This window comes from Ornithinimicrobium jinqii, assembly GCF_045032595.1.
Lineage (GTDB): Bacteria > Actinomycetota > Actinomycetes > Actinomycetales > Dermatophilaceae > Ornithinicoccus.
In genome coordinates this window covers 1-20,350 of record NZ_JBJFZS010000003.1, presented here as the reverse complement: position 1 = coordinate 20,350, position 20,350 = coordinate 1, and the positions used below count along the sequence as shown (strand labels likewise).

18 protein-coding genes and 1 pseudogene are annotated in these 20,350 nt (G+C 74.4%); 15 read left to right on the top strand and 4 right to left on the bottom strand.

Features of this window, described 5'->3' with window-relative positions; translation table 11 throughout:
• A complete protein-coding gene (locus ACI3ET_RS00875; protein ID WP_405031011.1) occupies positions 1-1,053 on the top strand; it encodes an ROK family glucokinase in 1,053 nt (350 codons plus the stop codon).
• A gap of 35 nt (positions 1,054-1,088) precedes the next feature.
• Complete coding sequence (locus ACI3ET_RS00870) at positions 1,089-1,793, top strand: endonuclease/exonuclease/phosphatase family protein (protein ID WP_405031010.1); 705 nt, start codon at positions 1,089-1,091, stop codon at positions 1,791-1,793.
• A gap of 71 nt (positions 1,794-1,864) precedes the next feature.
• Here the strand turns inward: ACI3ET_RS00870 and ACI3ET_RS00865 are convergent, their stop codons facing one another.
• Both ACI3ET_RS00865 and ACI3ET_RS00860 read right to left on the bottom strand, forming a co-directional pair.
• A complete protein-coding gene (locus ACI3ET_RS00865; RefSeq protein WP_405031009.1) occupies positions 1,865-2,263 on the bottom strand; it encodes a hypothetical protein in 399 nt (132 codons plus the stop codon).
• Positions 2,260-3,024 carry an alpha/beta hydrolase gene (locus tag ACI3ET_RS00860; protein WP_405031008.1) on the bottom strand — a complete coding sequence of 255 codons (765 nt, stop codon included), beginning with the start codon at positions 3,022-3,024 and terminating at the stop codon, positions 2,260-2,262. The genes ACI3ET_RS00865 and ACI3ET_RS00860 overlap by 4 nt, the downstream gene beginning before the upstream one ends.
• Before the next feature lie 136 nt (positions 3,025-3,160).
• Here ACI3ET_RS00860 and ACI3ET_RS00855 point away from each other — a divergent pair, with 136 nt between their 5' ends.
• Genes ACI3ET_RS00855 through ACI3ET_RS00840 form a run of 4 tightly spaced genes read left to right on the top strand, consistent with a single transcriptional unit; the run spans position 3,161 to position 7,120 of the window.
• Positions 3,161-4,045, top strand: a complete 885-nt coding sequence (locus tag ACI3ET_RS00855) for a 1-acyl-sn-glycerol-3-phosphate acyltransferase (protein ID WP_405031007.1) — start codon at positions 3,161-3,163, stop codon at positions 4,043-4,045.
• 26 nt (positions 4,046-4,071) lie between these two features.
• The gene (locus tag ACI3ET_RS00850; RefSeq protein WP_405031108.1) at positions 4,072-5,448 is read left to right on the top strand and encodes a class II 3-deoxy-7-phosphoheptulonate synthase; all 1,377 of its coding nucleotides are present in this window, start codon (positions 4,072-4,074) and stop codon (positions 5,446-5,448) included.
• Entirely contained in the window at positions 5,449-6,501 is a 1,053-nt protein-coding gene (locus ACI3ET_RS00845) for a threonine aldolase family protein (protein ID WP_405031006.1), read from the top strand. It abuts the gene before it with no gap.
• A gap of 16 nt (positions 6,502-6,517) precedes the next feature.
• Complete coding sequence (locus ACI3ET_RS00840) at positions 6,518-7,120, top strand: molybdopterin-dependent oxidoreductase (protein ID WP_405031005.1); 603 nt, start codon at positions 6,518-6,520, stop codon at positions 7,118-7,120.
• Between the two features lie 42 nt (positions 7,121-7,162).
• Here the strand turns inward: ACI3ET_RS00840 and pknB are convergent, their stop codons facing one another.
• Together pknB and ACI3ET_RS00830 are read right to left on the bottom strand one after the other, a co-directional pair.
• A complete protein-coding gene (pknB, locus tag ACI3ET_RS00835; protein WP_405031004.1) occupies positions 7,163-9,127 on the bottom strand; it encodes a Stk1 family PASTA domain-containing Ser/Thr kinase in 1,965 nt (654 codons plus the stop codon).
• A gap of 51 nt (positions 9,128-9,178) precedes the next feature.
• Positions 9,179-10,447, bottom strand: a complete 1,269-nt coding sequence (locus tag ACI3ET_RS00830; protein WP_405031003.1) for a LysM peptidoglycan-binding domain-containing protein — start codon at positions 10,445-10,447, stop codon at positions 9,179-9,181.
• A 160-nt stretch (positions 10,448-10,607) separates the two neighbouring features.
• Between ACI3ET_RS00830 and ACI3ET_RS00825 the strand changes: the two genes are divergently transcribed.
• The 9 genes and pseudogenes from ACI3ET_RS00825 (at position 10,608) to ACI3ET_RS00785 (ending at position 20,254) form a co-directional block, all read left to right on the top strand.
• Positions 10,608-10,970 carry an Rv2175c family DNA-binding protein gene (locus ACI3ET_RS00825; protein WP_405031002.1) on the top strand — a complete coding sequence of 121 codons (363 nt, stop codon included), beginning with the start codon at positions 10,608-10,610 and terminating at the stop codon, positions 10,968-10,970.
• 63 nt (positions 10,971-11,033) lie between these two features.
• A complete protein-coding gene (locus ACI3ET_RS00820; protein WP_405031001.1) occupies positions 11,034-12,125 on the top strand; it encodes a polyprenyl synthetase family protein in 1,092 nt (363 codons plus the stop codon).
• Positions 12,126-12,245: 120 nt separating this feature from the next.
• Positions 12,246-12,599 (top strand): DUF6504 family protein, encoded by a 354-nt coding sequence (locus ACI3ET_RS00815; protein WP_405031000.1) that lies wholly within the window; start codon positions 12,246-12,248, stop codon positions 12,597-12,599.
• Positions 12,600-12,646: 47 nt separating this feature from the next.
• Positions 12,647-13,192: an SAV_6107 family HEPN domain-containing protein gene (locus tag ACI3ET_RS00810; RefSeq protein WP_405030999.1), complete on the top strand. Its 546-nt coding sequence runs from the start codon at positions 12,647-12,649 to the stop codon at positions 13,190-13,192.
• A gap of 68 nt (positions 13,193-13,260) precedes the next feature.
• Positions 13,261-17,134 (top strand): annotated as a pseudogene (locus tag ACI3ET_RS00805) (DNA polymerase III subunit alpha).
• Positions 17,128-18,348: a DNA polymerase IV gene (gene dinB, locus ACI3ET_RS00800; RefSeq protein ID WP_405031107.1), complete on the top strand. Its 1,221-nt coding sequence runs from the start codon at positions 17,128-17,130 to the stop codon at positions 18,346-18,348. The pseudogene ACI3ET_RS00805 and the gene dinB overlap by 7 nt, the downstream one beginning before the upstream one ends.
• A gap of 102 nt (positions 18,349-18,450) precedes the next feature.
• The gene (locus ACI3ET_RS00795) at positions 18,451-18,912 is read left to right on the top strand and encodes a DUF3040 domain-containing protein (protein ID WP_405030998.1); all 462 of its coding nucleotides are present in this window, start codon (positions 18,451-18,453) and stop codon (positions 18,910-18,912) included.
• A complete protein-coding gene (sigK, locus tag ACI3ET_RS00790) occupies positions 18,879-19,481 on the top strand; it encodes an ECF RNA polymerase sigma factor SigK (RefSeq protein WP_405030997.1) in 603 nt (200 codons plus the stop codon). The genes ACI3ET_RS00795 and sigK overlap by 34 nt, the downstream gene beginning before the upstream one ends.
• A gap of 5 nt (positions 19,482-19,486) precedes the next feature.
• A complete protein-coding gene (locus tag ACI3ET_RS00785) occupies positions 19,487-20,254 on the top strand; it encodes an anti-sigma factor (protein WP_405030996.1) in 768 nt (255 codons plus the stop codon).
• The last annotated feature ends 96 nt before the right edge of the window (positions 20,255-20,350 follow it).

The following is a 20,350-nucleotide window of genomic DNA, read 5'->3' as shown; positions in this document are numbered from 1 at the left end:
GTGGAGACACGCACGTCCTCATCGCTGGCGGTGGGGGTCGACGTCGGGGGCACCCGGATCAAGGCCGGTCTGGTCGACGAGCACGGCGGAGTGGTGCGCTCGACACGCCGCGACACCCCTGACCGGACCACCGACCCCGGCGTCGTCGAGGACGCGGTCGTGGCCGCCGTGGACGAGCTGCTCCACGCCCCCGAGCTGGCCGGCGGCGCCGTCGTGGGGGTGGGGATCGGTGCCGCGGGATTCGTGGCCGCCGACCGGGGCACCGTCGTCTTCGCGCCGCACCTGTCGTGGCGAGACGAGCCGCTCCAGGCCACCGTCGCCACCCGCCTCGGCATGCCGGTCGTGGTCGACAACGACGCCAACGCCGCCGCCTGGGCCGAGCACAGGTTCGGGGCGGGGCGGGGGGAGTCGCACCTCCTGGTGGTCACCCTGGGCACCGGCATCGGCGGCTCGACGATCATCGACGGCCGGGTCCAACGGGGCCGGCACGGGCTCGCGGGGGAGTTCGGGCACATGATGGTCGTCCCCGAGGGGCGACGCTGCGAGTGCGGCAACCGAGGCTGCTGGGAGCAGTACGCCTCGGGGTCGGTGATGCGCCGCGAGGCCCTGGAGATGCTGCGCTCGGGCAGCCCGCATGCCGCCGGGCTGCTGGAGTGGTGCGACGGCGACCCGGAGCGCCTCGAGGGCGAGGACGTGACCCGCGCGGCGCGTGCCGGCGAGGGTGCTGCGGTCGAGCTGCTCGCGGAGGTGGGGCGCTGGCTGGGCGTCGGTCTGGCGAACCTCGTGGCCGCCCTCGACCCCGGCACCATCGTGGTGGGCGGCGGGGCAAGCGAGGCCGGCGACCTCCTCCTGGCTCCCGCCCGCCAGTCGCTGGCCCGTCACCTCACCGGTCGGGGGCATCGTCCGCTGCCGCCGGTGAGGGCCGCGGCGCTGGGGGTGAGCGCCGGGCTGGTCGGCGCTGCGGACCTCGCCCGGCGCGCGGGCCAGGCCGAGCGCGCACGGCATACCGGTGGGGCCGGGCCGGCACCGCGGTCGGGCACGACCGGGGCGTGACGAGGCGTGACCCGCGCGTGCGCGAGGATGGTCCCATGCCTGCACCGACCACTCCCGCCGCCCTGCGGGTCGCCACCTACAACCTGCGCGGACTCAAGGACGACAAGGCCGCGGCGGCGGCGGTGGTCCGCGCGATCGACCCCGACGTCCTGCTCCTGCAGGAGGTGCCGCGCTACCCGGCCTCGAGCTATGCGATCAGCGCCTTCGCCCGCGAGTGCGGGCTGCTGTGGTCAGGTCGCACCCGATGGGTCAGCGGCACGTCGCTCATGACGAACCTGAGGGTCAACCCCACCGACGCCGAGGACCGGCCCCTGCGGGTGGGGCTGCGCGAGAACCCGCGCAGCTACACGGTCGCGAGCGTCCGTCGCGCCGGATCGGTGCCCGTCACGGTCGTCTCCGTGCACCTCTCGCTCGTGGAGGAGCAACGGGTGGACCACGCCCGAACCGTCCTGCGTGAGATCGCCGAGGACCCGAGGATCGCGCTCGACCAGCCCCTCGTCGTCGGCGGTGACCTCAACGAGGACGGCGAGGGTCCGGCGTGGCGCGCCGTCGTCGGTGCGCTGTCGGAGGTCAGCGACGACCGCCCGACCTTCCCCGCCGCACGGCCCCACCGGCGCATCGACGCGATCTTCGCCCGGGGGCACCGGGGGGCGACCCCGGGAGACCCCGCGGTGCTGGAAGGGCTGGACCTCGCCGGCGCGTCGGACCACCTGCCGGTCTGGGTCGACCTGGAGGTGTAGCGCGCCACGGCGTAGGGCGCACGGCGTACCGCGCGTACCGCGGGGTCGGCGGGGCCGGTGGACTGCTTCGGCTAGACCTGGGCGCCCCAGTCGTCGTCGCGGCGGCGCCGGCTGGGTTGACGCAGGATGAGGAGCCCGAACCCGACGAGGGTAAGGGTCGCACCGACGCTGGTCCACCCGCGCCCGAGCAGCGGCACGACCGCGGACAGGAAGACCAGCAGCGGGCCGCCGACCAGGCCCACGACGATCGCCCAGAAGTGGAGGTCGCCGGCCGGCAGCGGGGGTGTGGGAGGCGGGACGAAGTGGTCATCTTCCTCCGGAGGCTCGTAGGAGCGGAAGTCGGTCGCCATCCCCTCCGGCGTCCCCGTCCCGAGGTGGCTGCGGTCCGTCAGCCCGGAGACGATCTCCCGGAACCGGCGGTCGACGTCGTCGGGGTCCGCAGGGCCACCGGGGCGCACGGGCTCGCTCATCGCACCACCACGGCGACGCGGGCGACGAACTCCGCCGTCCGCTCCAGCAGCAGGGGCGCGTCGCGGTCGAGCGCGGCGACGTGCCCGGACTCCGGCAGCACCACCTCCGTAACGTCGTCGCTGCCGACGTGCACGAGGAACACCTGGGAGCTGCGGGCGGGGACGACCCGGTCGTGGGCGGAGCGCAGGAGCAGGACCGGGACGCGCACCTGCCGGGCCAGGGTGAGCAGGTGGGGCCAGCGCTGGGCGAAGGAGGCGAACGCCTTGACGGGCAGCCGGTCGTAGGCGAGCTCCTTCTCCGCACCGGGGTGGCGGACGTCGTTGCCGATCGCCTCCACGGTGGGCAGCACGTGCTTGAGCAGCGGAAGGAGACGCAGGCGCGGGTCGTCCGCCGCGAACGCCGGGTTGATCAGGACGATCGCGTCGACGAGGTCGGGGCGGGTGGCTGCCAGCTCGGTCGTCAGCGCGCCGCCGAGGCTGAGCCCGACGACGACCATCCGGTCGACCCGTGCGCGCAGGTCGACCGCGGCACCCTCCAGCGCCCCCAGCCAGTCGGCGTACCGCGTCCGGGCAAGGTCCTGCCAGGTCGTGCCGTGGCCCGGCAGCAGCGGCGCGCTCACGGCATACCCCAGGTCTGCGAGGTGGCGGCTGAGCGGCCCCAGCGACTGAGGGCTCGCGGTGAGGCCGTGCACGACGAGCACCCCGGTGCGGGCGGCGTCGCCGTGACCGGGGGAGGAGAAGGACTCGGTGCCGGGGATCACGCTGCCATCCTCCCACGCACGGCTGGACGGCGGCGCCGTCGCCGGGGCGAGGCAGCGCGACGGCTCGCAGTCGCTGTCAGGGGTAGAGTCTGCGCGACCGCCCACGCCACTGGGATCCCTGAGGAAGGACCCGACGATGCTCTACTGGCTCCTCAAGCACTTCGTGGTGGGTCCGCCGGCGAAGGTGCTCTTCCGGCCCTGGATCGAGGGCAAGGACAACGTCCCCCGCGAGGGCGGCGCGATCATGGCGAGCAACCACCTGTCGGCGTCGGACTCGATCTTCCTGCCGCTGATGGTGGACCGGCGGATCACCTTCCCGGCGAAGATGGAGTACTTCACCACCCCCGGGGTCAAGGGCTGGCTGACCCGCAACGTCCTGCGTGCGACTGGCCAGGTGCCGATCGACCGCACCGGCGGCAGCGCGGCCATGCCGGCCCTCGAGCGTGGCCTGGAGATCCTCCGGCGCGGCGAGCTGTTCGGGATCTACCCCGAGGGCACGCGCTCGCCAGACGGGCGGCTCTACCGCGGCAAGACCGGCATGGCCCGCCTCGCGCTGGCCGCCGACGTGCCGATCGTGCCGGTGGCGATGGTGGACACCGACAAGGCGCAGCCGACCGGGCAGACCGTCCCCAACATCGTGCGGGTCGGGATGCGCATCGGGCGGCCCCTGTACTACCCGCAGTACGCCGGCCAGATCGAGAACCACGAGGTGCTGCGGCGCATCACCGACGACGTGATGCGCGAGCTCCAGCGGCTCTCCGGCCAGGAGTACGTCGACGAGTACGCCTCTGCGGTCAAGAAGCGGCTGGCGGAGCGGGCGAGGTCGGGGCTGGAGCACGCGCGCGAGGGGCTCGGGCACGGACTGGAGCAGGCGCGCACCAACATCGTCGACGTGACCGACCGGGCCCGGGCCAACTTGGCCCAGCGCCGCGCCCACGACGAGCCCGCACAGGCGGACGCAGCGGCAGAGGGACCGCCCGACGGACCGACGGCCGGACCGCGCGACCCTGACGCCGGGTGAAGGAGCACCCCCCGGCGTCTCCTACCATGGTGCGGGTGAGCACCGACACCACCGGACTGGCCCCCGGCCCCGGCCTGGGCATCGACTGGCCCGACCTCCCCGCCCGGCAGCAGCCCAGCTGGGACGACCCTGCCGAGCTGGCGCAGGTCCTCTCGGTGCTCTCCTCCTACCCGCCCCTCGTCTTCGCCGGCGAGTGCGACCTGCTGCGCACCCGGATGGCGGCGGTCAGCCAGGGTCAGGCCTTCACGCTCCAGGGCGGCGACTGCGCCGAGACGCTCGCCGACGTGACCGGACCGAACATCCGCGACCGGATCAAGACGATCCTGCAGATGGCCGTCGTCCTCACCTACGGTGCCGGCACCCCGGTCGTCAAGGTCGGGCGGATGGCGGGGCAGTTCGCCAAGCCGCGCAGCTCGGACAGCGAGACCCGCGACGGCGTGACCCTGCCCGCCTACCGCGGCGACATGGTCAACGGCTTCGAGTTCACCCCGCACACGCGCCGGCACGACCCCGACCGGCTGCTGCGGGCCTACCACGCCAGCTCGGCCACGCTCAACCTCGTCCGCGGCTTCACCACCGGCGGGTTCGCCGACCTGCGCAGCGTGCACGCCTGGAACAAGGGCTTCATCCAGGGGCCGGCGCAGGCGCGCTACGAGCAGATGGCGGCGCAGATCGACCGGGCCGTCCGCTTCCTCGAGGCCTCCGGCGTGGGGGACGCCGAGGAGATGCGCCGGGTCGAGTTCTTCGCCGCGCACGAGGCGCTGGTGCTGGACTACGAGCGCCCGATGGTCCGCCGCGACCACCGCACCGGGCTGCTCTACGACACGGCCGCTCACTTCGTCTGGGTGGGCGAGCGCACCCGTGACCTCGACGGCGCGCACATCGACTTCGTCTCCCGGGTCCAGAACCCGATCGGCGTCAAGCTCGGCCCGACCGCCGACCGCGACACCGTGCTGCGGCTCATGGACAAGATCGACCCCGAGCGCGAGCCCGGCCGGCTGACCTTCATCACGCGGATGGGAGCCTCCACGATCCGTGACGTGCTGCCGGCCCTGCTCACCTCCCTCGGCGACGAGGCGCACCGCGTCAGTTGGGTGTGCGACCCCATGCACGGCAACACCTTCACCTCCCCGAGCGGGCACAAGACCCGCCGCTTCGAGGACGTCGTGGACGAGGTGCGCGGCTTCTTCACCGCCCACGCCGAGGCCGGGACCCACCCCGGCGGCATCCACGTCGAGCTGACCGGCAACGACGTGACCGAGTGCGTGGGCGGCACCACCGCCGTCGACCTCGACGACCTCGGCCTGCGCTACGAGACGCTGTGCGACCCGCGTCTGAACCACCAGCAGAGCCTGGAGCTGGCCTTCCTGGTGGCGGAGATGCTGGAGAAGGGCGTCCGCTAGATGACGGTGCCTGTCGTGGACCTGCGGTCCGACACTCTCACCCGCCCCACGCGGGAGATGCGCGCCGCCATGGTGGACGCGGAGGTGGGTGACGACGTCTACGGCGAGGACCCGACGGTCGCCGCGCTCGAGGCCTGGGTGGCCGCGCTCCTGGGCCACGAGGCCGCGCTGTTCATGCCGACCGGCTCGATGGCCAACCAGGTCGGGCTGCGCCTGCACGCCGGCCCGGGCCAGGAGGTCATCACCGACCACCTCGCCCACGTGCTCCGCGCCGAGCTGGGTGCGGCGGCCGCGTTCTCCGGCATCACCACCCGCAGCTGGGTCGCCGACCGCGGGCTGCTCGACGTCGACACCGCGCTGGCGGTCATGGTGCCTGACGGCGGCGCCTACCAGGTCAGCACGGCCTGCGTCGTGGTCGAGAACACCCACAACTTCGGCGGTGGCACCGTCCAGCCGCTGGCCGACCTGCGTCGGCTGCGCGAGGCCACCGCGGCGGTGGGGGTCGGGGTGCACCTCGACGGGGCCCGCCTCTGGAACGCCCACGTCGCCAGCGGCGTCGCGCTCGCCGACTACGGCGCGTGCGCCGACACCGTCTCCGTGTGCCTGAGCAAGGGGCTGGGCGCCCCCGTCGGCTCCCTGCTCGTGGCGGACGCCACCCGCATCGGGCAGGCCCGGGTATGGCGCAAGCGGCTGGGTGGGGGGATGCGCCAGGTCGGGATGCTGGCCGCCGCCGGCCTGTACGCCCTCGACCACCACCTCGACCGGCTGGCCGACGACCACGCCCGCGCCCGCCGGGTCGCCGAGGCGGTGGCGCTCGTCGCCCCGGGGGTCGTCGACCCGGCGACGGTCGAGACCAACATCCTCGTGCTGGACGCGGCTGCCGCCGGCCGGACCGGGGCGGAGCTCGCCACCGCGGCCGCCGAAGGGGGCGTCCTGGGCTACCCGATGGGGCCACGGCACACCCGCTTCGTCTGGCACCTCGACGTCGACGACGAGCTGACCGACCGTGCCACCGACGTCCTGACCGACCTGCTGCGCCGACGCGGCGCCTGAGGGAGGGGAGCGCACCGTGCCGTCGCAGCCGCCCGCCGGACCGGAGAGGCAGGACGTCGTGCCGCCGGGCCAGCGGGTCACCGAGCGGTGGCTGGCCTCCCACTACGGCAAGGTGCCGCAGATCGACGGCGAGCGCTGGCGACTCACGCTGTGCGGGGCGACCGCGGACGGCGGTCTGACGGTCGTGGACCGGCAGATGCTGGAGGCGATGGAGTTCGTGGAGGTGCCCGCCGCCCTGCACTGCGTCGACCGGCACACGGTCCCAGCGCTGCGCTGGGGCGGTGTGCGGCTGGCAGACCTCGTCGCCCTCGCACCGCCTGAGCCGGGGGCCCACCACGTGCTGCTGGCCGCGACGCGCGGCTACTCCTCGGCGGTGCTGCTCGAGGACCTGCTGGCGCCGGACTCGCTGCTGGCCACGCACGTCGACGGTGAGCCGCTGACCCGGGAGCACGGGTGGCCGGCGCGGATCGTGCTGCCCCACCTCTACGGCTTCAAGGGGCCGAAGTGGGCCGCCGAGATCAGCTACCACCACGCCCCGCAGCGCGGCTACTGGGAGGCGCGGGGCTACCACCCACGGGGGCGGGCGGCGCTCGAGGAGCGCTGGGAGCACCAGGCCTGAGCCGGGCGCCGGTCCGACCGCCCTCCCGGAGGCCGGAGGCGCTCAGACGACCGACAGGACGATCTCGGTGCCCTTGGGGACCTCGGTCCCGGGTTCCAGCGACTGCTCGCGGACGGTGCCGAAGAACGCCCCGCGGATGTCGTCCCGCACCACGACCAGGCCCAGCTCGGTGAGCTCGCGCTCCGCCGTGGAGAACTGACGGGCCACGACGTCGGGCACGGTGACGAGCTCAGGCCCCTGGGAGACGGTCAGGCGCACCGTGGTGCCGCGCTCGACCTGGCCGGGGGTGGGGGCCTGACGGACGACGGAGCCCTCGGGGACCGTGTCGTCGAAGACCCGTTCGGGGTCGACGGACACGGTCAGACCGGCGGTCTCCAGGGCAGCCACCGCCTCGCCCTCCGCACGGCCGGTGACGTCCGGCACGTCCACGGGTGCGGGGCCGTCGCTGACCGTCACGTCCACGGGGGTGTCCCGGGGGACCGGCTCGCCGGCGGCCGTCGAGGCACTGACGACCCGACCCTCGGGGACCGCCTCGTCGTGCTGCGGCGTGACCTGGCCCAGGAGAAGGTTCTCGGCCGCCAGCGCGGCGGTCGCCTCCGCGACGGTCATGCCGTCCAGGCGCGGCACCTCATACCTCTCCGGGCCCCGGGAGACCACGAGCTCCACGTCGGTGCTGTGCCTCAGGCTGGTGCCCGGCTGCCGGTCCGCGGAGATGACGACGCCTGCCGTGACCTCCTCGGAGAAGTCGTAGCGGACTGCTGCGTCGAGGTCCTCGGCGTCGAGGGTGGCCCGGGCGTCGGCCTCCGGGAGCCCCTCGACCACCGGCATGGGGGAGTGCACGGCGGGGCCGTCGGTGAGGTACCAGTAGCCGTAGGCGGCCCCGGCGCCGAGCAGCAGGAGGAGCAGCGTCAGCACCCAGGCCACCGCGCCACCGCGACGGTGCTCGCGCGGCGGGCGTGGCTGGCGGGCCGGCCGGGGGGCGCGGTTGCCGGTCGTGCGGGCGTAGTGCTGGTCGGTGGCCCGGGGCACCGGGATGCGGCGGGTGTCGCCGGCGCCGCCGAACCCGACGGCCTGGGTGGCGTCGGCGTCGGTGTCGGTGGGACGGTGCGCCCCGCGCTCGTCGGGGTCCTGGGCGGGCACGGGCACGGCGTCGAGCTTGTCGTCGCCGAGCGACGCCTCCACCCGGCGCAGCTCGCCGAGCAGCTCGGCGGCGTCCGCGGGACGGTCCTGGGGCTCGGTCGCGCAGGCGCGCAGGAGGAGCGCCTCGAGGGCGGGGGGAACGGTCGGCACGAGGTCGCGGACGTGGGGCACGCTGCCGTGGACGTGCTCGTAGGCGACGCGCAGGGGGTCGTCGCCGGGGAAGGCCTTGCGACCGGTGAGGAGCTCGAAGAGGAGCAGGCCCACGGCATACACGTCGGTGCGGGGGTCGGCGGTGCCGTGCTCCACCTGCTCGGGTGCCAGGTAGGCGGCCGTGCCCCAGAGCATCTCGCTGGTCGCGTTGGTCGAGCCGTCGAGACGTGCGAGACCGAAGTCGGCGACCTTGACGGTGCCCCGGGGACCCCCGATCAGGACGTTCTCGGGCTTGACGTCGCGGTGCACCATCCCCTCGTGGTGCGCGGCCGCGAGGGCCTCGAGGACCGGGGTGATGAGCGAGAGGGAGCGTCGCGCCGTGAGCGGCGCGTGGCCGGTGATCACGTCGCGCAGGGTGCTGCCCTCGACCAGCTCCATCGCGAGGAAGACGAGGTCACCGTCCTCGCCCTGGTCGTAGACGCTGACGATGTGCGGGTGCTGCAGGCGAGCGGCCAGGCGTGCCTCGTGCACGAAACGGCGCACGAACGCGGCGTCGTGGGCCAGCTCGGCGCGCATGACCTTGAGGGCCACCGGCCGGTCCAGGCGCAGGTCGCGGGCGCGGTAGACGGTCGCCATCCCGCCCCGGGCGAGCTCGGCCCCGACCTCGTAGCGACCGTCGACCACGTGGTCGATCACGGGGTCGGTGCGGGTCCTCACCCCGCCACTCTACGGAGCGACGTGCGGCGGGCGTGGGACGTCAGTGCGGTGTCAGAGGGTCGTCATGAAGTGCTTGATGTTCTTCACGTACTGCTTCGTGTCCGGGAAGAGGCCGTGCTGCCGCACGCTGGCCAGCCCCTGGTAGTAGCCGCCGATCGCGTGGTCGCGGTTGCTGGTGGAGGACAGGAGGGTGCGCATGATGACGACGCCCGCCTCCACGTTGTCCTCGGGGTCGAGCACGTTGAGGTCGCGGCCGATGAGCGAGCTGGCCCACTGGCCGGACGTCGGGATGACCTGCATGGCCCCGATCGCGTTGGCGGGGGACACGGCCCGCATGTTCCAGCCGGACTCCTGGTAGGACAGGGCGAGCATGAGCCGGTGGTCGACGCCGTAGCGCTTGCTCGTGGACACGATGAGCTTCTTCATCGCCTCCTGCCCCGGGACGTCGACGCCGGTGAGGTAGTCGCGGTTGGCCGCGGCGGAGCGGGCGACCCCGTCGCTGTAGCGGTAGTGCAAGAAGGTGTCGGGGACGCTCTCCCCGGCCTTGTAGTCGCCGACGTTGGACGGGTCGTAGGCCGAGGTGCGCGGGCTGGTCGAGGACGAGGAGGACCCCGAGGAGGACGACGTCGCCGCCCCCGGCAGGCGCAGCCGCTGCCCGGGGTGGATGAAGTCGCGGGAGGAGATGTCGTTGGCGCGGGCGAGGTCCGCGACCGTCACACCGTGGCGGGCCGCGATCCCGGACAGGGTGTCGCCGGCGCGGACCGTCACGGTGCCGCCGGCGGCCGGGCTGGTGGACGAGGAGCTGCCGGTCGACCCTCCGCCGGAGCTGGCCGGCGCGGAGGAGGCCGGCGATCCGGGGAGGCGCAGCACCTGGCCGGGGTAGATCATCCGCAGGTCGCCGATGTTGTTGGTGCCGGCCAGCGCCGAGACGGTCGTGCCGTGCCGCAGCGCCAGGTGCGACAGGGTGTCGCCGGTGCGCACGGTGACCGAGCCCCCGGAGGCGGTGGCGCCGCCGGACGACGTCGAGGGGGCCGGGGCGAGGACTGCCGCCCCGCCCGCGCCCGGGATGGTCAGCACGGCGCCCGGGAGGATCCAACGACCGCCCTGGGGGAGGTCGTTCGCGCGCACCACCGCGTCCATGGACACGCCATACCTGGCGGCGATGCCGCTCACGGTGTCACCGGAGCGGACCGTGTGGGTCCCGGCGCTGCGGACCGCGAGGAGGTCGGCGGCGAGCAGCTCGCCGGCGTGCACCGCCGTGGGCGCGTAGGCGACCGTGGGGAGGTCGGAGGGGGGCATGGCGGCGAAGAGGGGGCTCACGGGGAATCCTCCGGTGGGGGCTGGCGGTGGGGACGGCCGTCGGCGGGTGGGTGTGACCTGCGGGACGCTTGTCACGTGGTGGGGCGAAAGGGACAGTACCGGCTCCGGGGCCATCGCACCAGTTGTCTGGCGTGTCGGTCTGTGTGGTTGACTAGAAGATGTGGTAAGTGACATCGATGTAGTTCCGGACGACGCCTGGCTGACCGTGCCCGCGATCGTCGAGCTGACCGGTCGGTCGCTGCAGACCGTGAGGCGGTGGCTGCAGGACCGTGAGCTCGTGGGGGTGCGGCGCGGCCCCAACCGGGCCGTCATGGTGCCCGCCCTCTTCGTCACCGAGGAGGGGCCCCTCCCGGCCCTGCGGGGGACCATCGTGGTGCTCACCGACGGCGGCATGGCGGACGAGGAGATCATCCGGTGGCTGTACGACCCGGACGAGACGCTGGTGGGCGGCAGCGCGATCGCGTCCCTGCGCGCGGGGTCCAAGTCCGAGGTGCGTCGCCGTGCGCAGGAGCACGCCTTCTGAGGTCGCCCCCGCCGGTTAGGCTCGGCACGGACGGCTGACCGACCCCCGAGCACTGGAGGCCCCGTGGCGCACGCCACCCCGCTGGACGGCGTCGACCTGCACCCCCGCGTGCAGCAGGCGCTCGACGAGCACCTCGCGCGGCAGCGGGAGGTGCTCGTCGAGCTCGGGGCCCCGATGGGGCCGCTGGTGGACGCGGTCGCCGAGCTGCTGGCCGGGGGGAAGCGCCTGCGTGCCGCGTTCCTCTACTGGGGCTGGCGGGCGCTCGGCGGACCCGACGACGACGCTGCCGTCCGTGCGTCGAGCTCGATGGAGATGTTCCAGGCGGCCGCGCTGCTCCACGACGACGTCATGGACAACAGCGACCGGCGCCGCGGCCGGCCCACCGCCCACCGGGCCTTCGCCGCCCTGCACCAGGAGCGGCGCTGGAACGGTGACCCGGAGCGCTTCGGCCACGCGGCCGCCATCCTCGCCGGGGACCTGTGCCTGAACTGGACCGACGAGATCTTCGCCACCAGCGGGCTGCCCGCCGAGGCCCTCGTCCGCGCCCGGCCCGAGTTCGACCGGATGCGCTCGCAGCTGATGGGCGGGCAGTTCCTCGACATGCTCGAGGGTGCCGTGGGCTGGGGGGAGCTGGGGTATGAGGCGCGCCTGGAGCGGGTGCGCACGGTGATCCGCTACAAGAGCGCCAAGTACTCCGTCGAGCAGCCCCTGCTGATCGGGGCCGCGGCGGCGGGTGCCGGGCCGGAGGTCCTGGGGCTGCTGTCCCGCTACGGGCTCCACCTCGGCGAGGCCTTCCAGCTGCGCGACGACGTGCTGGGCGTCTTCGGCGACCCCGGCCGCACCGGCAAGCCGGCCGGTGACGACCTGCGCGAGGGCAAGCACACCGCGCTGGTGGCGCACGCCCTGGAGCTCGCCGACCACGAGGGGGCCGAGCTGCTGACCGGCAGCCTGGGCGACCCCGACCTCGACCTGCAGACCGTCGAGGCCTGCCGCGGGGTGCTCGTGGGGTCCGGTGCCCTGGAGCGCACGGAGGCGATGATCACCGGCGGCGCCGACGCCGCCCTGCAGGCCCTGGAGCGGACGACGGGGCTCACCGACGAGGGCCGTGCCGCCCTCGTCGAGCTGGTCGCCGTCTGCACCGACCGCAGCCTCTGAGCAGGTCACGGGCCGAGTTCTCCACAGCGACAGCTCGCAGGGTTGAGCCTGTCGGTGGGGAGTCGTACATTTGTTCTTATCGAACACGAGTTCGATAGGAGCGAGTGACGGGAGTCGGACATGAGCAGGCGCTACCAGCATCCGGTCGAGGTCAGGCTGGGGGACCCGGTCGAGCACCGGGTGCACCTCGAGCCGGGGTGGTGCCGCAACGTCGTCCCGGAGACGTCGGTGCCGACCGTCTTCCTGTGGAGGGGGCGGGTGCACGTCGTGCGGGGCGTCCTGGCCCGGTGGACCCAGCGGGTGCCGTGGTGGCGCCGGGAGGGCACCGACCCCGGGGACGGGGCCGTGCTGGAGCACCAGGTGTGGCGCGTCGAGGCCTCGGCCGGACGCGCGATGGGGACCGGCGTCTACGACCTGGTCCACGGTGACCCGGCTCACGGCGAGCAGTGGCTCCTGGAGCGCGTCAGCGACTGAGCCCGCGCGACGACACCCCGACCGGCAGACGAGCGAGAGGCACCGACATGACCACCCAGACCGTGACCGCCCAGACCGTGACCGCCCAGACCGTGACCGCCCAGACCGTGACCGCCCAGACCACCGTGCAGACCACCTCCGCCCCGGCCCGACCCGCCGTCGGACCTCCTGGTCCGGTGCCCGGTGCGGCCGGCACCGTGCTCGACCTGCTCGAGCGCTCCCGCGGCGGGCTGCTGCTGGCCTGCCACAGCAGCACCGCCGCCGAGCGCTACACCCAGGCCCACCTCTCCGCGCTACGGGCCGGAGCGGCTCTGCTCGCTGCCCGGAGCGCACCCACCCGACGGGCACGGCCGCGCAGCGTGTGGGAGGCGCTGCCCACGGTGGCGCCCGAGCTGACGGAGTGGGCGGTCTTCTTCGCCGAGTCCGGGCGTCGCCGGCTGGCGCTCGAGCGGGGGGCCGACGTGGTGACCCCCCGGGACGCCGACGACCTGGTGCGCTCGGGCGAACGGTTCCTGGAGCTGGTGCGTGCAGCGCTGCACCTGCCCTGCGGCACGCCGCTGTCCTCCGAGCTCTCCCCGCTCGGTCACGGGTGAGCCGCGGAGCTGGTGCCCCCGTGCCCGGTCCCGACTTCGTGCACCTGCACGTCGCCTCCAGCGCCTCGATGCGCTACGGCGCCTCCCACCCCGGCGAGCTCGTCGAGCGGGCCGCTGCCCTGGGTCAGCCCGCGCTCGCGCTCACCGACCGCGACGGCGTCTACGGCGCCGTGCGCTTCGTCCGCGCCTGCACCCAGGCCGGGATCGACCCCGTGCTCGGCGTCGACCTCGCGCTCGGCGCGGACCGCCACGAGACGGGCAGGGCGACGGGCAGGGCGACGGGCAGGGCGACCTCGGGACGGGTGACGCTGAGCGGGGCGGAGGCGCTGGGCCGGTCGGCACCGGACCCGCCCACCCGCACCCCGGTGAAGGGCGGTCTCCACCCTGGTCAACGACCAGCAGCCGCGCGTGGTCGTGCTGACCCGTGGCCAGCGCGCCGGGCTCGAGCCCGGCGCGGGCTGGGCCAGGCTGTGCCGGCTCGTCACCCAGACCCACCTCGCGGGGGAGCGGGGACTGCCGCGGACGCGGCCGGAGCTCCTGGCGCGGGCCGCCTCCCCGGTGGAGGGCGTGGCCCCGGTCGTGGTGCTGCTCGGTCCCGACTCCGACGTCGGCCGGGCGGTGCTGGCCCGTCACCGGGGAGAGGCCAGGGCCCGGCTGGAGGCCTGGCGGGCGACGCTGCCCCCGGGTGCGCTGCGGGTCGAGGTCGTCTGCCACGGCGGCCCGGAGGGGACGCCGGGCAGCCTCGGCCACGCCACCCGGCTGTGGGCGCTGGCCCGGGAGAGCGGCGTCCCGGCCGTGCTCACCGCCGCCGTCCGGCACGCGGTGCCCGAGCAGGCCAGGGTGGTGGACGTGCTCGACGCGGCGCGCCGGATGGTCGCCCTCGACGAGCGGCACCTCGACCGGGTCAGCGCTGCGGGCCACCTGGCCGGCACGGCCACCATGCTCGACGTCGCCCGGCGTCTGGAGGAGGCCGGCGGGGCCGACGCCCGGGCCGCCGACCTGCTGCGCGACACGCTGGCCCTGGCCCAGGAGTGCCGTCAGGACCCCCGCTCGGACCTCGGGGTCGGCGCGGTCCACCTGCCCGAGCCCGAGGTGCTCGGGGTCAGCGGGGTGGGTGAGGCGCACGCGGTCCTCACGCGACGCTGCTCCGCCGCGGTGCCCACCCGCTACGCCGGCGCGTCCACGGCATACCTCGACCGGGTCCGCGCCCGGCTCGACGAGGAGCTGGGCGTGATCGCCGGGCTGGGCTACCCCACCTACTTCCTCACCGTGGCCGCCGTCTGCGACCTCATCCGCGACAACGGGGTGCGGGTCGCGGCACGCGGTTCGGGCGCCGGCAGCCTGGTGACCTACCTGCTCGGCATCAGCGGCGTCGACCCGATGGAGCACGGGCTGCTGATGGAGCGGTTCTGCTCGCCGCTGCGCGCGCAGCTGCCGGACATCGACATCGACGTGGAGTCGGCCCGGCGCACCGAGATGTACGAGCGCATCCTGGAGCGTTTCGGCTCCGACCGGGTGACCTGCGTGTCGATGGTCGAGACCTACCGGGTGCGGCACGCGATCCGCGACGTCGCCGCGACCCTGGGGATGCCCCCGGGGGAGATCGACGTGCTCGCCAAGGCGTTCCCGCACATCCGGGCCCGCGACGCCCGGGCCGCGATCCGCGACCTGCCCGAGCTGCGCCGGCAGGGCCTGGACGCCCCCCGGATGCAGCTGATGCTGGAGCTGGTCGAGTCGCTCGACGGGCTGCCGCGGCACATCGCGATGCACCCGTGCGGGGTGATCCTGTCCAACACCGGGCTCCTCGACCGGACCCCGGTCGAGGCCAGCTGGCTGGGCTTCCCGATGAGCCAGTTCGACAAGGACGACGTCGAGGAGCTGGGGCTGCTCAAGCTCGACGTCCTCGGCATCCGGATGCAGTCGGCGATGTCGCACGCCGTCGACGAGATCGCGCGCGTCGACGGGGTGGCGGTCGACCTCGACGACCGCGCCCAGGTGCCGCTGGACGACGGCGACACCTTCGCCCTCATCCAGTCCACCCGCACCCTGGGATGCTTCCAGATCGAGTCGCCCGGTCAGCGCGAGCTGGTCGGCAAGTTCGCCCCGGAGACGTTCTCGGACATCGTCATCGACATCTCGCTGTTCCGCCCCGGCCCGGTGAAGTCGGACATGATCCGGCCCTTCCTGCACGCCCGGCAGGGCTGGGGCGAGCCGGAGTACCTCCACCCCAGCCTCGTGCCCTACCTCCAGGAGACCTGCGGCGTCGTGGTCTTCCACGAGCAGGTGCTGCAGATCGTCGCCGAGACCACGGGCGTCAGCCTGGCCCAGGCCGACGAGGTGCGCCGCGCGATGGGCACGCCGCAGGGCCAGGCCGAGGTCGAGCTGTGGTGGCGGGCGGCGGCCGCGGGCCGTGGCTATCGGCCCGCGGACGTCGACCGGATCTGGGAGGTGCTCGCCGCCTTCGCCTCCTTCGGGTTCTGCAAGGCGCACGCCGCGGCCTTCGCGCTGCCCACCTACCAGTCGGCGTGGCTCAAGACCCATCACACGGCGGCCTTCCTGGCCGGCGTCCTCACGCACGACCCGGGCATGTACCCCAAGCGGCTCATCCTCGACGAGGTCCGCAGCATGGGGGTGCGCGTCCTGGGGCTGGACGTCAACGCCTCGGGGGAGACCTACCGGGTGGAGCGGCTCGAGGACGGGCCGGGGTATGCCGTGGCAGGTGTTCCGCGGAGCACCTCGGGCCGCACCCCCGACCACGTCGACCGGGTGATGGCCACCGTGGAGCAGCGGGCCGGGGACTACGGCATCCGGCTGTCGCTGGCGGACGTCAAGGGCATCAGCGACGACGAGGTCCGGCGGATCGTGGCGGGCCAGCCCTTCGCCTCGCTGTCCGACCTGTGGCAGCGGGCCCGTCCGAGCAGACCCATCGCCGAGCGGCTGGTGCTGGCCGGGGGGCTGGACACGGTGCACCGCGTGGGTCGCCACGGCACCGGGCGCGGTGGGCTGACCCGCCGCGACCTGCTGCTGCACGTGCGCGAGCTCGACCGCTGGACCCGGCACGCGTCGACGGGGGCCGGGCGCAGCCGCGGCGGTCGGCGCCGTCCCGCACCGTCGCTGCCCGGGGGCGGGGCAGGCGGGGCCGGGGCCGGTGCGGCCGGCGAGGTCGCCGCCCTGACCCGTGCCCAGGCCGGCGGACCCCGGACCTGGCACCCCCACGAGGGCGCCGCCACCCAGATGGTGCTCCAGCTCGGCGACGAGCCCGCTCCCGAGCCGGGCAGCGGACTGCCGGAGATGACCGTCCAGGAACAGCTGCGGGCCGAGCTCGAGGTGCTCGGGATGGACGTGAGCCAGCACGTCGTGGCCGGGTTCGTGCCGATGCTCACCGACCTCGGGGTCACCCGGGCCCGGGACCTGCTGGCGCAGCGCAACGGTTCCGAGGTGCTGATCGCCGGGGCCAAGGTCGCCACGCAGACACCGCCGGTGCGCTCCGGCCGGCGGGTGGTGTTCCTGACCCTCGACGACGGCAGCGGACCGGCGGACGCCACCTTCTTCGAGGACGTGCAGGGCCCGTTCGCGGCGACCATCTTCCACTCCTGGCTGCTGCTGGTGCGCGGCGTGCTGAGGCGCACGGGACCCCGGGGGATCTCGCTGCGCGCGACCGGGGCGTGGGAGCTGGGGGCGCTGTCCCAGGCCTGGGAGACCGGTGGCCCGGCCGCGGTCCACGCCCTCATGGCCGCCACCGAGGAGCAGGCGCGGGCGTTGCTCGCCGCGGCGGAGGCGGCCGAGGCCGGGTCGCCGGGCCAGGGCCAGGGGCGCCGGGTCCTGGTCCACGCCTCGGGCTTCCGGCAGTCGCCCTACGCCGACATCCGCCCGGCGGGGGAGACCACCCGCGGCCCCGGCAGCAAGCTGTGGCACTCCAGCCCCGGGAGCTCGGGATGGTGAACCTCCTCGTGCCGGCGCCGCCGGCCGGTCCGACCACCGACATCACGGTGCTCCACGTCGACATGGACGCCTTCTACGCCGCGGTCTCCCTGCTCGAGCACCCCGACCTGCGCGGCGTGCCCGTCGTGGTGGGGGGCGGGTGGCGCAGCGTGGTGCTGTCGGCGACGTACGAGGCGAGGGCCTTCGGGGTGCGCTCCGGCATGCCGATGGCCACGGCACGCCGGCTGTGCCCCCCGGCGGTCGTCGTCCGGCCCGACCACGACCGCTACGCCCGGGTGTCCGAGGCGGTGATGGCGATCTTCGCCGAGGTCACCCCGCGGATGGAGCCGGTGTCCATGGAGGAGGCCTTCCTCGACGTCTCCGCCGCCGGTCGTCAGTGGGGCGACCCCGCCGCCATCGGGCAGTGGATCCGTGACACGGTCGCCGACGAGCAGCAGATCACCTGCTCGGTCGGCGGGGCACCCAGCAAGGCGGTGGCCAAGATGGCCTCCCGCGCGGCCAAGCCGGACGGCATGCGCCTGGTCGGCCGGGCCGAGGTGGTGCCCTTCCTGCACCCGATGCCGGTCGGTGCGCTGTGGGGGGTGGGGGAGGCGACCGAGGCCGAGCTGCACCGGCTCGGGCTGCACACCGTGGCCCAGCTCGCGCACGTGCCGGTGGTGACGCTGCGCAGGGCCTTCGGCGAGCAGGCCGGGGCCCGCCTGCACACGCTGGCGTGGGGGCAGGACACCGATCCCGTGACTCCCGCCCGGACCGAGCGCAGCGTGGGCTCCTCGGAGACCTTCGCCCACGACGTCGACGACCCGGAGGTGATCCGCCGGCAGCTGCTCCACCTCGCCGAGCGCACCGCCAGCCGGATGCGGCACGGCGCGGTGCTCGGGCGGACCGTGGTGCTCACCGTGCGCTTCTCCGACTTCACCACGATCACCCGCTCGCGGACCGTCGCGGTCCCCACCGACGTGACCCGTGAGGTGCACACCACCGTCTGCGCCCTGTATGACGCACTGGGGCTCCAGCGGGCCCGGATCAGGATGCTCGGGGTCCGGGTCGAGGGAATCACCGAGGTCGGACGCACCCCGGTTCAGGGTCGTCTCGACGAGCCCGAGCGCGGCTGGCGGGAGGCCGAGCGGGCCATGGACCGGGCCGCTGCCCGGTTCGGGCACGACGCGGTCCGGCCGGCGAGCCTGCTGCGACCCTCGGGCGGGAACTCCCGCTAGTACTTCCCGCGTTCAGGTCATATCCTTGTTGACCTAGAGAACATGGACGTTCCGCCTACCCCCCCGTGCGGACCGGCCGACACATCACCCCGGAGGTCCACCGTGCCGCTCTCCGAACACGAACAGCGTGTGCTCGAGCAGATGGAGCAAGCCCTCTACGCCGAGGACCCCCGTCTGGCGACCACGCTGAAGAGCACCGCTGCGCAGGCGCACGGCATCGACCGCCGTCGCATCGCCCTCGGTGTGCTCGTCGCGCTCGGTGGACTGGCACTTGTGCTCACCGGGGTGATGACCCAGATGATCTGGGTCGGCGCGGTCGGCTTCCTGGCGATGGTCCTCGGCGGCGGGTGGGCCGCGAAGCCCTCACGCTCGGGCCGGCCCCGGCTGGGGGTCGCCGGACCCGACGGCAAGCCCCGACGCCCGGCTGGTGGCGCCGGTGGTGGCGGCGGCAAGGGCGGCGGGGGCCGGGGGCCCAAGCCGCCGCGGGCACCCCGGGACGGCGGCGGCTTCATGCAGCGCATGGAGCAGCAGTGGGACCGCCGCAAGGAGCAGGGCCCCTTCTGAGCCCGCCGACGAACGACGCCACCGACCTGGCGGCTCTGCTGGCGCGGGTCGCCGACCAGGACCAGGGGGCGTTCGCCGACCTCTACGACGCCGTCGCAGCCCGTGTCCACGGGCTGGCCCTGCGTGTCCTGCGCAACCCCACGATGGCCGAGGACGTCACCCAGGAGGTCTTCCTCCAGGTCTGGCGGGAGGCCACCGCCTTCGACCCCGACCGCGGATCGGCGCTCGCCTGGCTGATGACGATCGCCCACCGGCGCGCCGTCGACCGGGTCCGGTCCGAGGAGGCCCAATCCGCACGGCTGCACCGCTACGAATCACTGCACGAGACCGTGCCCTTCGACTCCACCGCCGAGGCCGGAGAGCTGCGCTGGGAGGCCACGCGCGTGCGTCGTGCCATCGACACGGTGGGCGAGCCGCACCGCACGGCGCTGATGCTCGCCTACTTCGACGGGCTGACGCACCGTGAGGTGGCCGAGCGCACCCAGGTCCCCCTGGGGACGGCCAAGACGAGGATCCGCGACGGACTGCGCAAGATGCGCCAGGTGATGACAGGAGGTGAGCAGGGGTGAAGGACATGGATGAGGACGACCAGGTCCACGACCTGGCAGCGGCCTATGCCGTGGACGCCGTCGACGAGACGGAGCGCGCCCGCTTCGAGGCGCACCTGTCGACCTGTCCCGACTGCACCGCCGTCGTGCAGGAGCTGCGCGAGGCTGCGGTCGAGCTCTCGACCGACCTCGAGGTCGCGCCGCCCGCCGACCTGCGTGGTCGCGTGCTGGCGGCGGTCGCGGCGGACGCGGCCGCGGGCCGGGCGACGGAGGGGACGGCGCACACCGTGCACACCGGCGGTGACGTCGTCCCGCTGCGGGCCTCCCGTCGCCCCGCGCACCGCGACGCCGGTCGTCCCGCGCGCCCTGCCCGCTGGCTGGCTGCGGCCGCTGCGGCCGCGGTCGTCGTGGTCGGGGGCTGGGGGGTCACCCAGGTGCTGGGCGCCGACCCCGCCGAGCGGATCGTCGCGGCCTCGGACGCGCGCGAGTACTCCGCGCGCACCGACGTGGGGACCGTCGAGGTGATCAGCTCGGCCGACCGTGACGCCGCGGTCCTGCGGCTGCCCTCGGACGTGGACCCGCCTCCGGAGGGCAGCGTCTACCAGGCGTGGTTCGTGGGCGCCGACGGCTCGGCCCGGTCCGCCGGTGTCCTCACGGTCGAGGTGCTCGACGAGGGTGACGTGGTCCTGGAGGGGACGCCCGAGGGGGCGGCCGCCGTGGGCCTGACGGTCGAGCCGGCCGGCGGCTCGGAGCAGCCGACCACGGAGCCGTTCGCCGTGGTCCCGCTCAGCTGAGAGCCTGACCCACGCTGAGAGCCTGACCCACAGGGCGGCCGCAGACGACGACGAGGTGGGGGGGGGGGTTGGGGGGAAAAACCCCCCCCTTCCCGC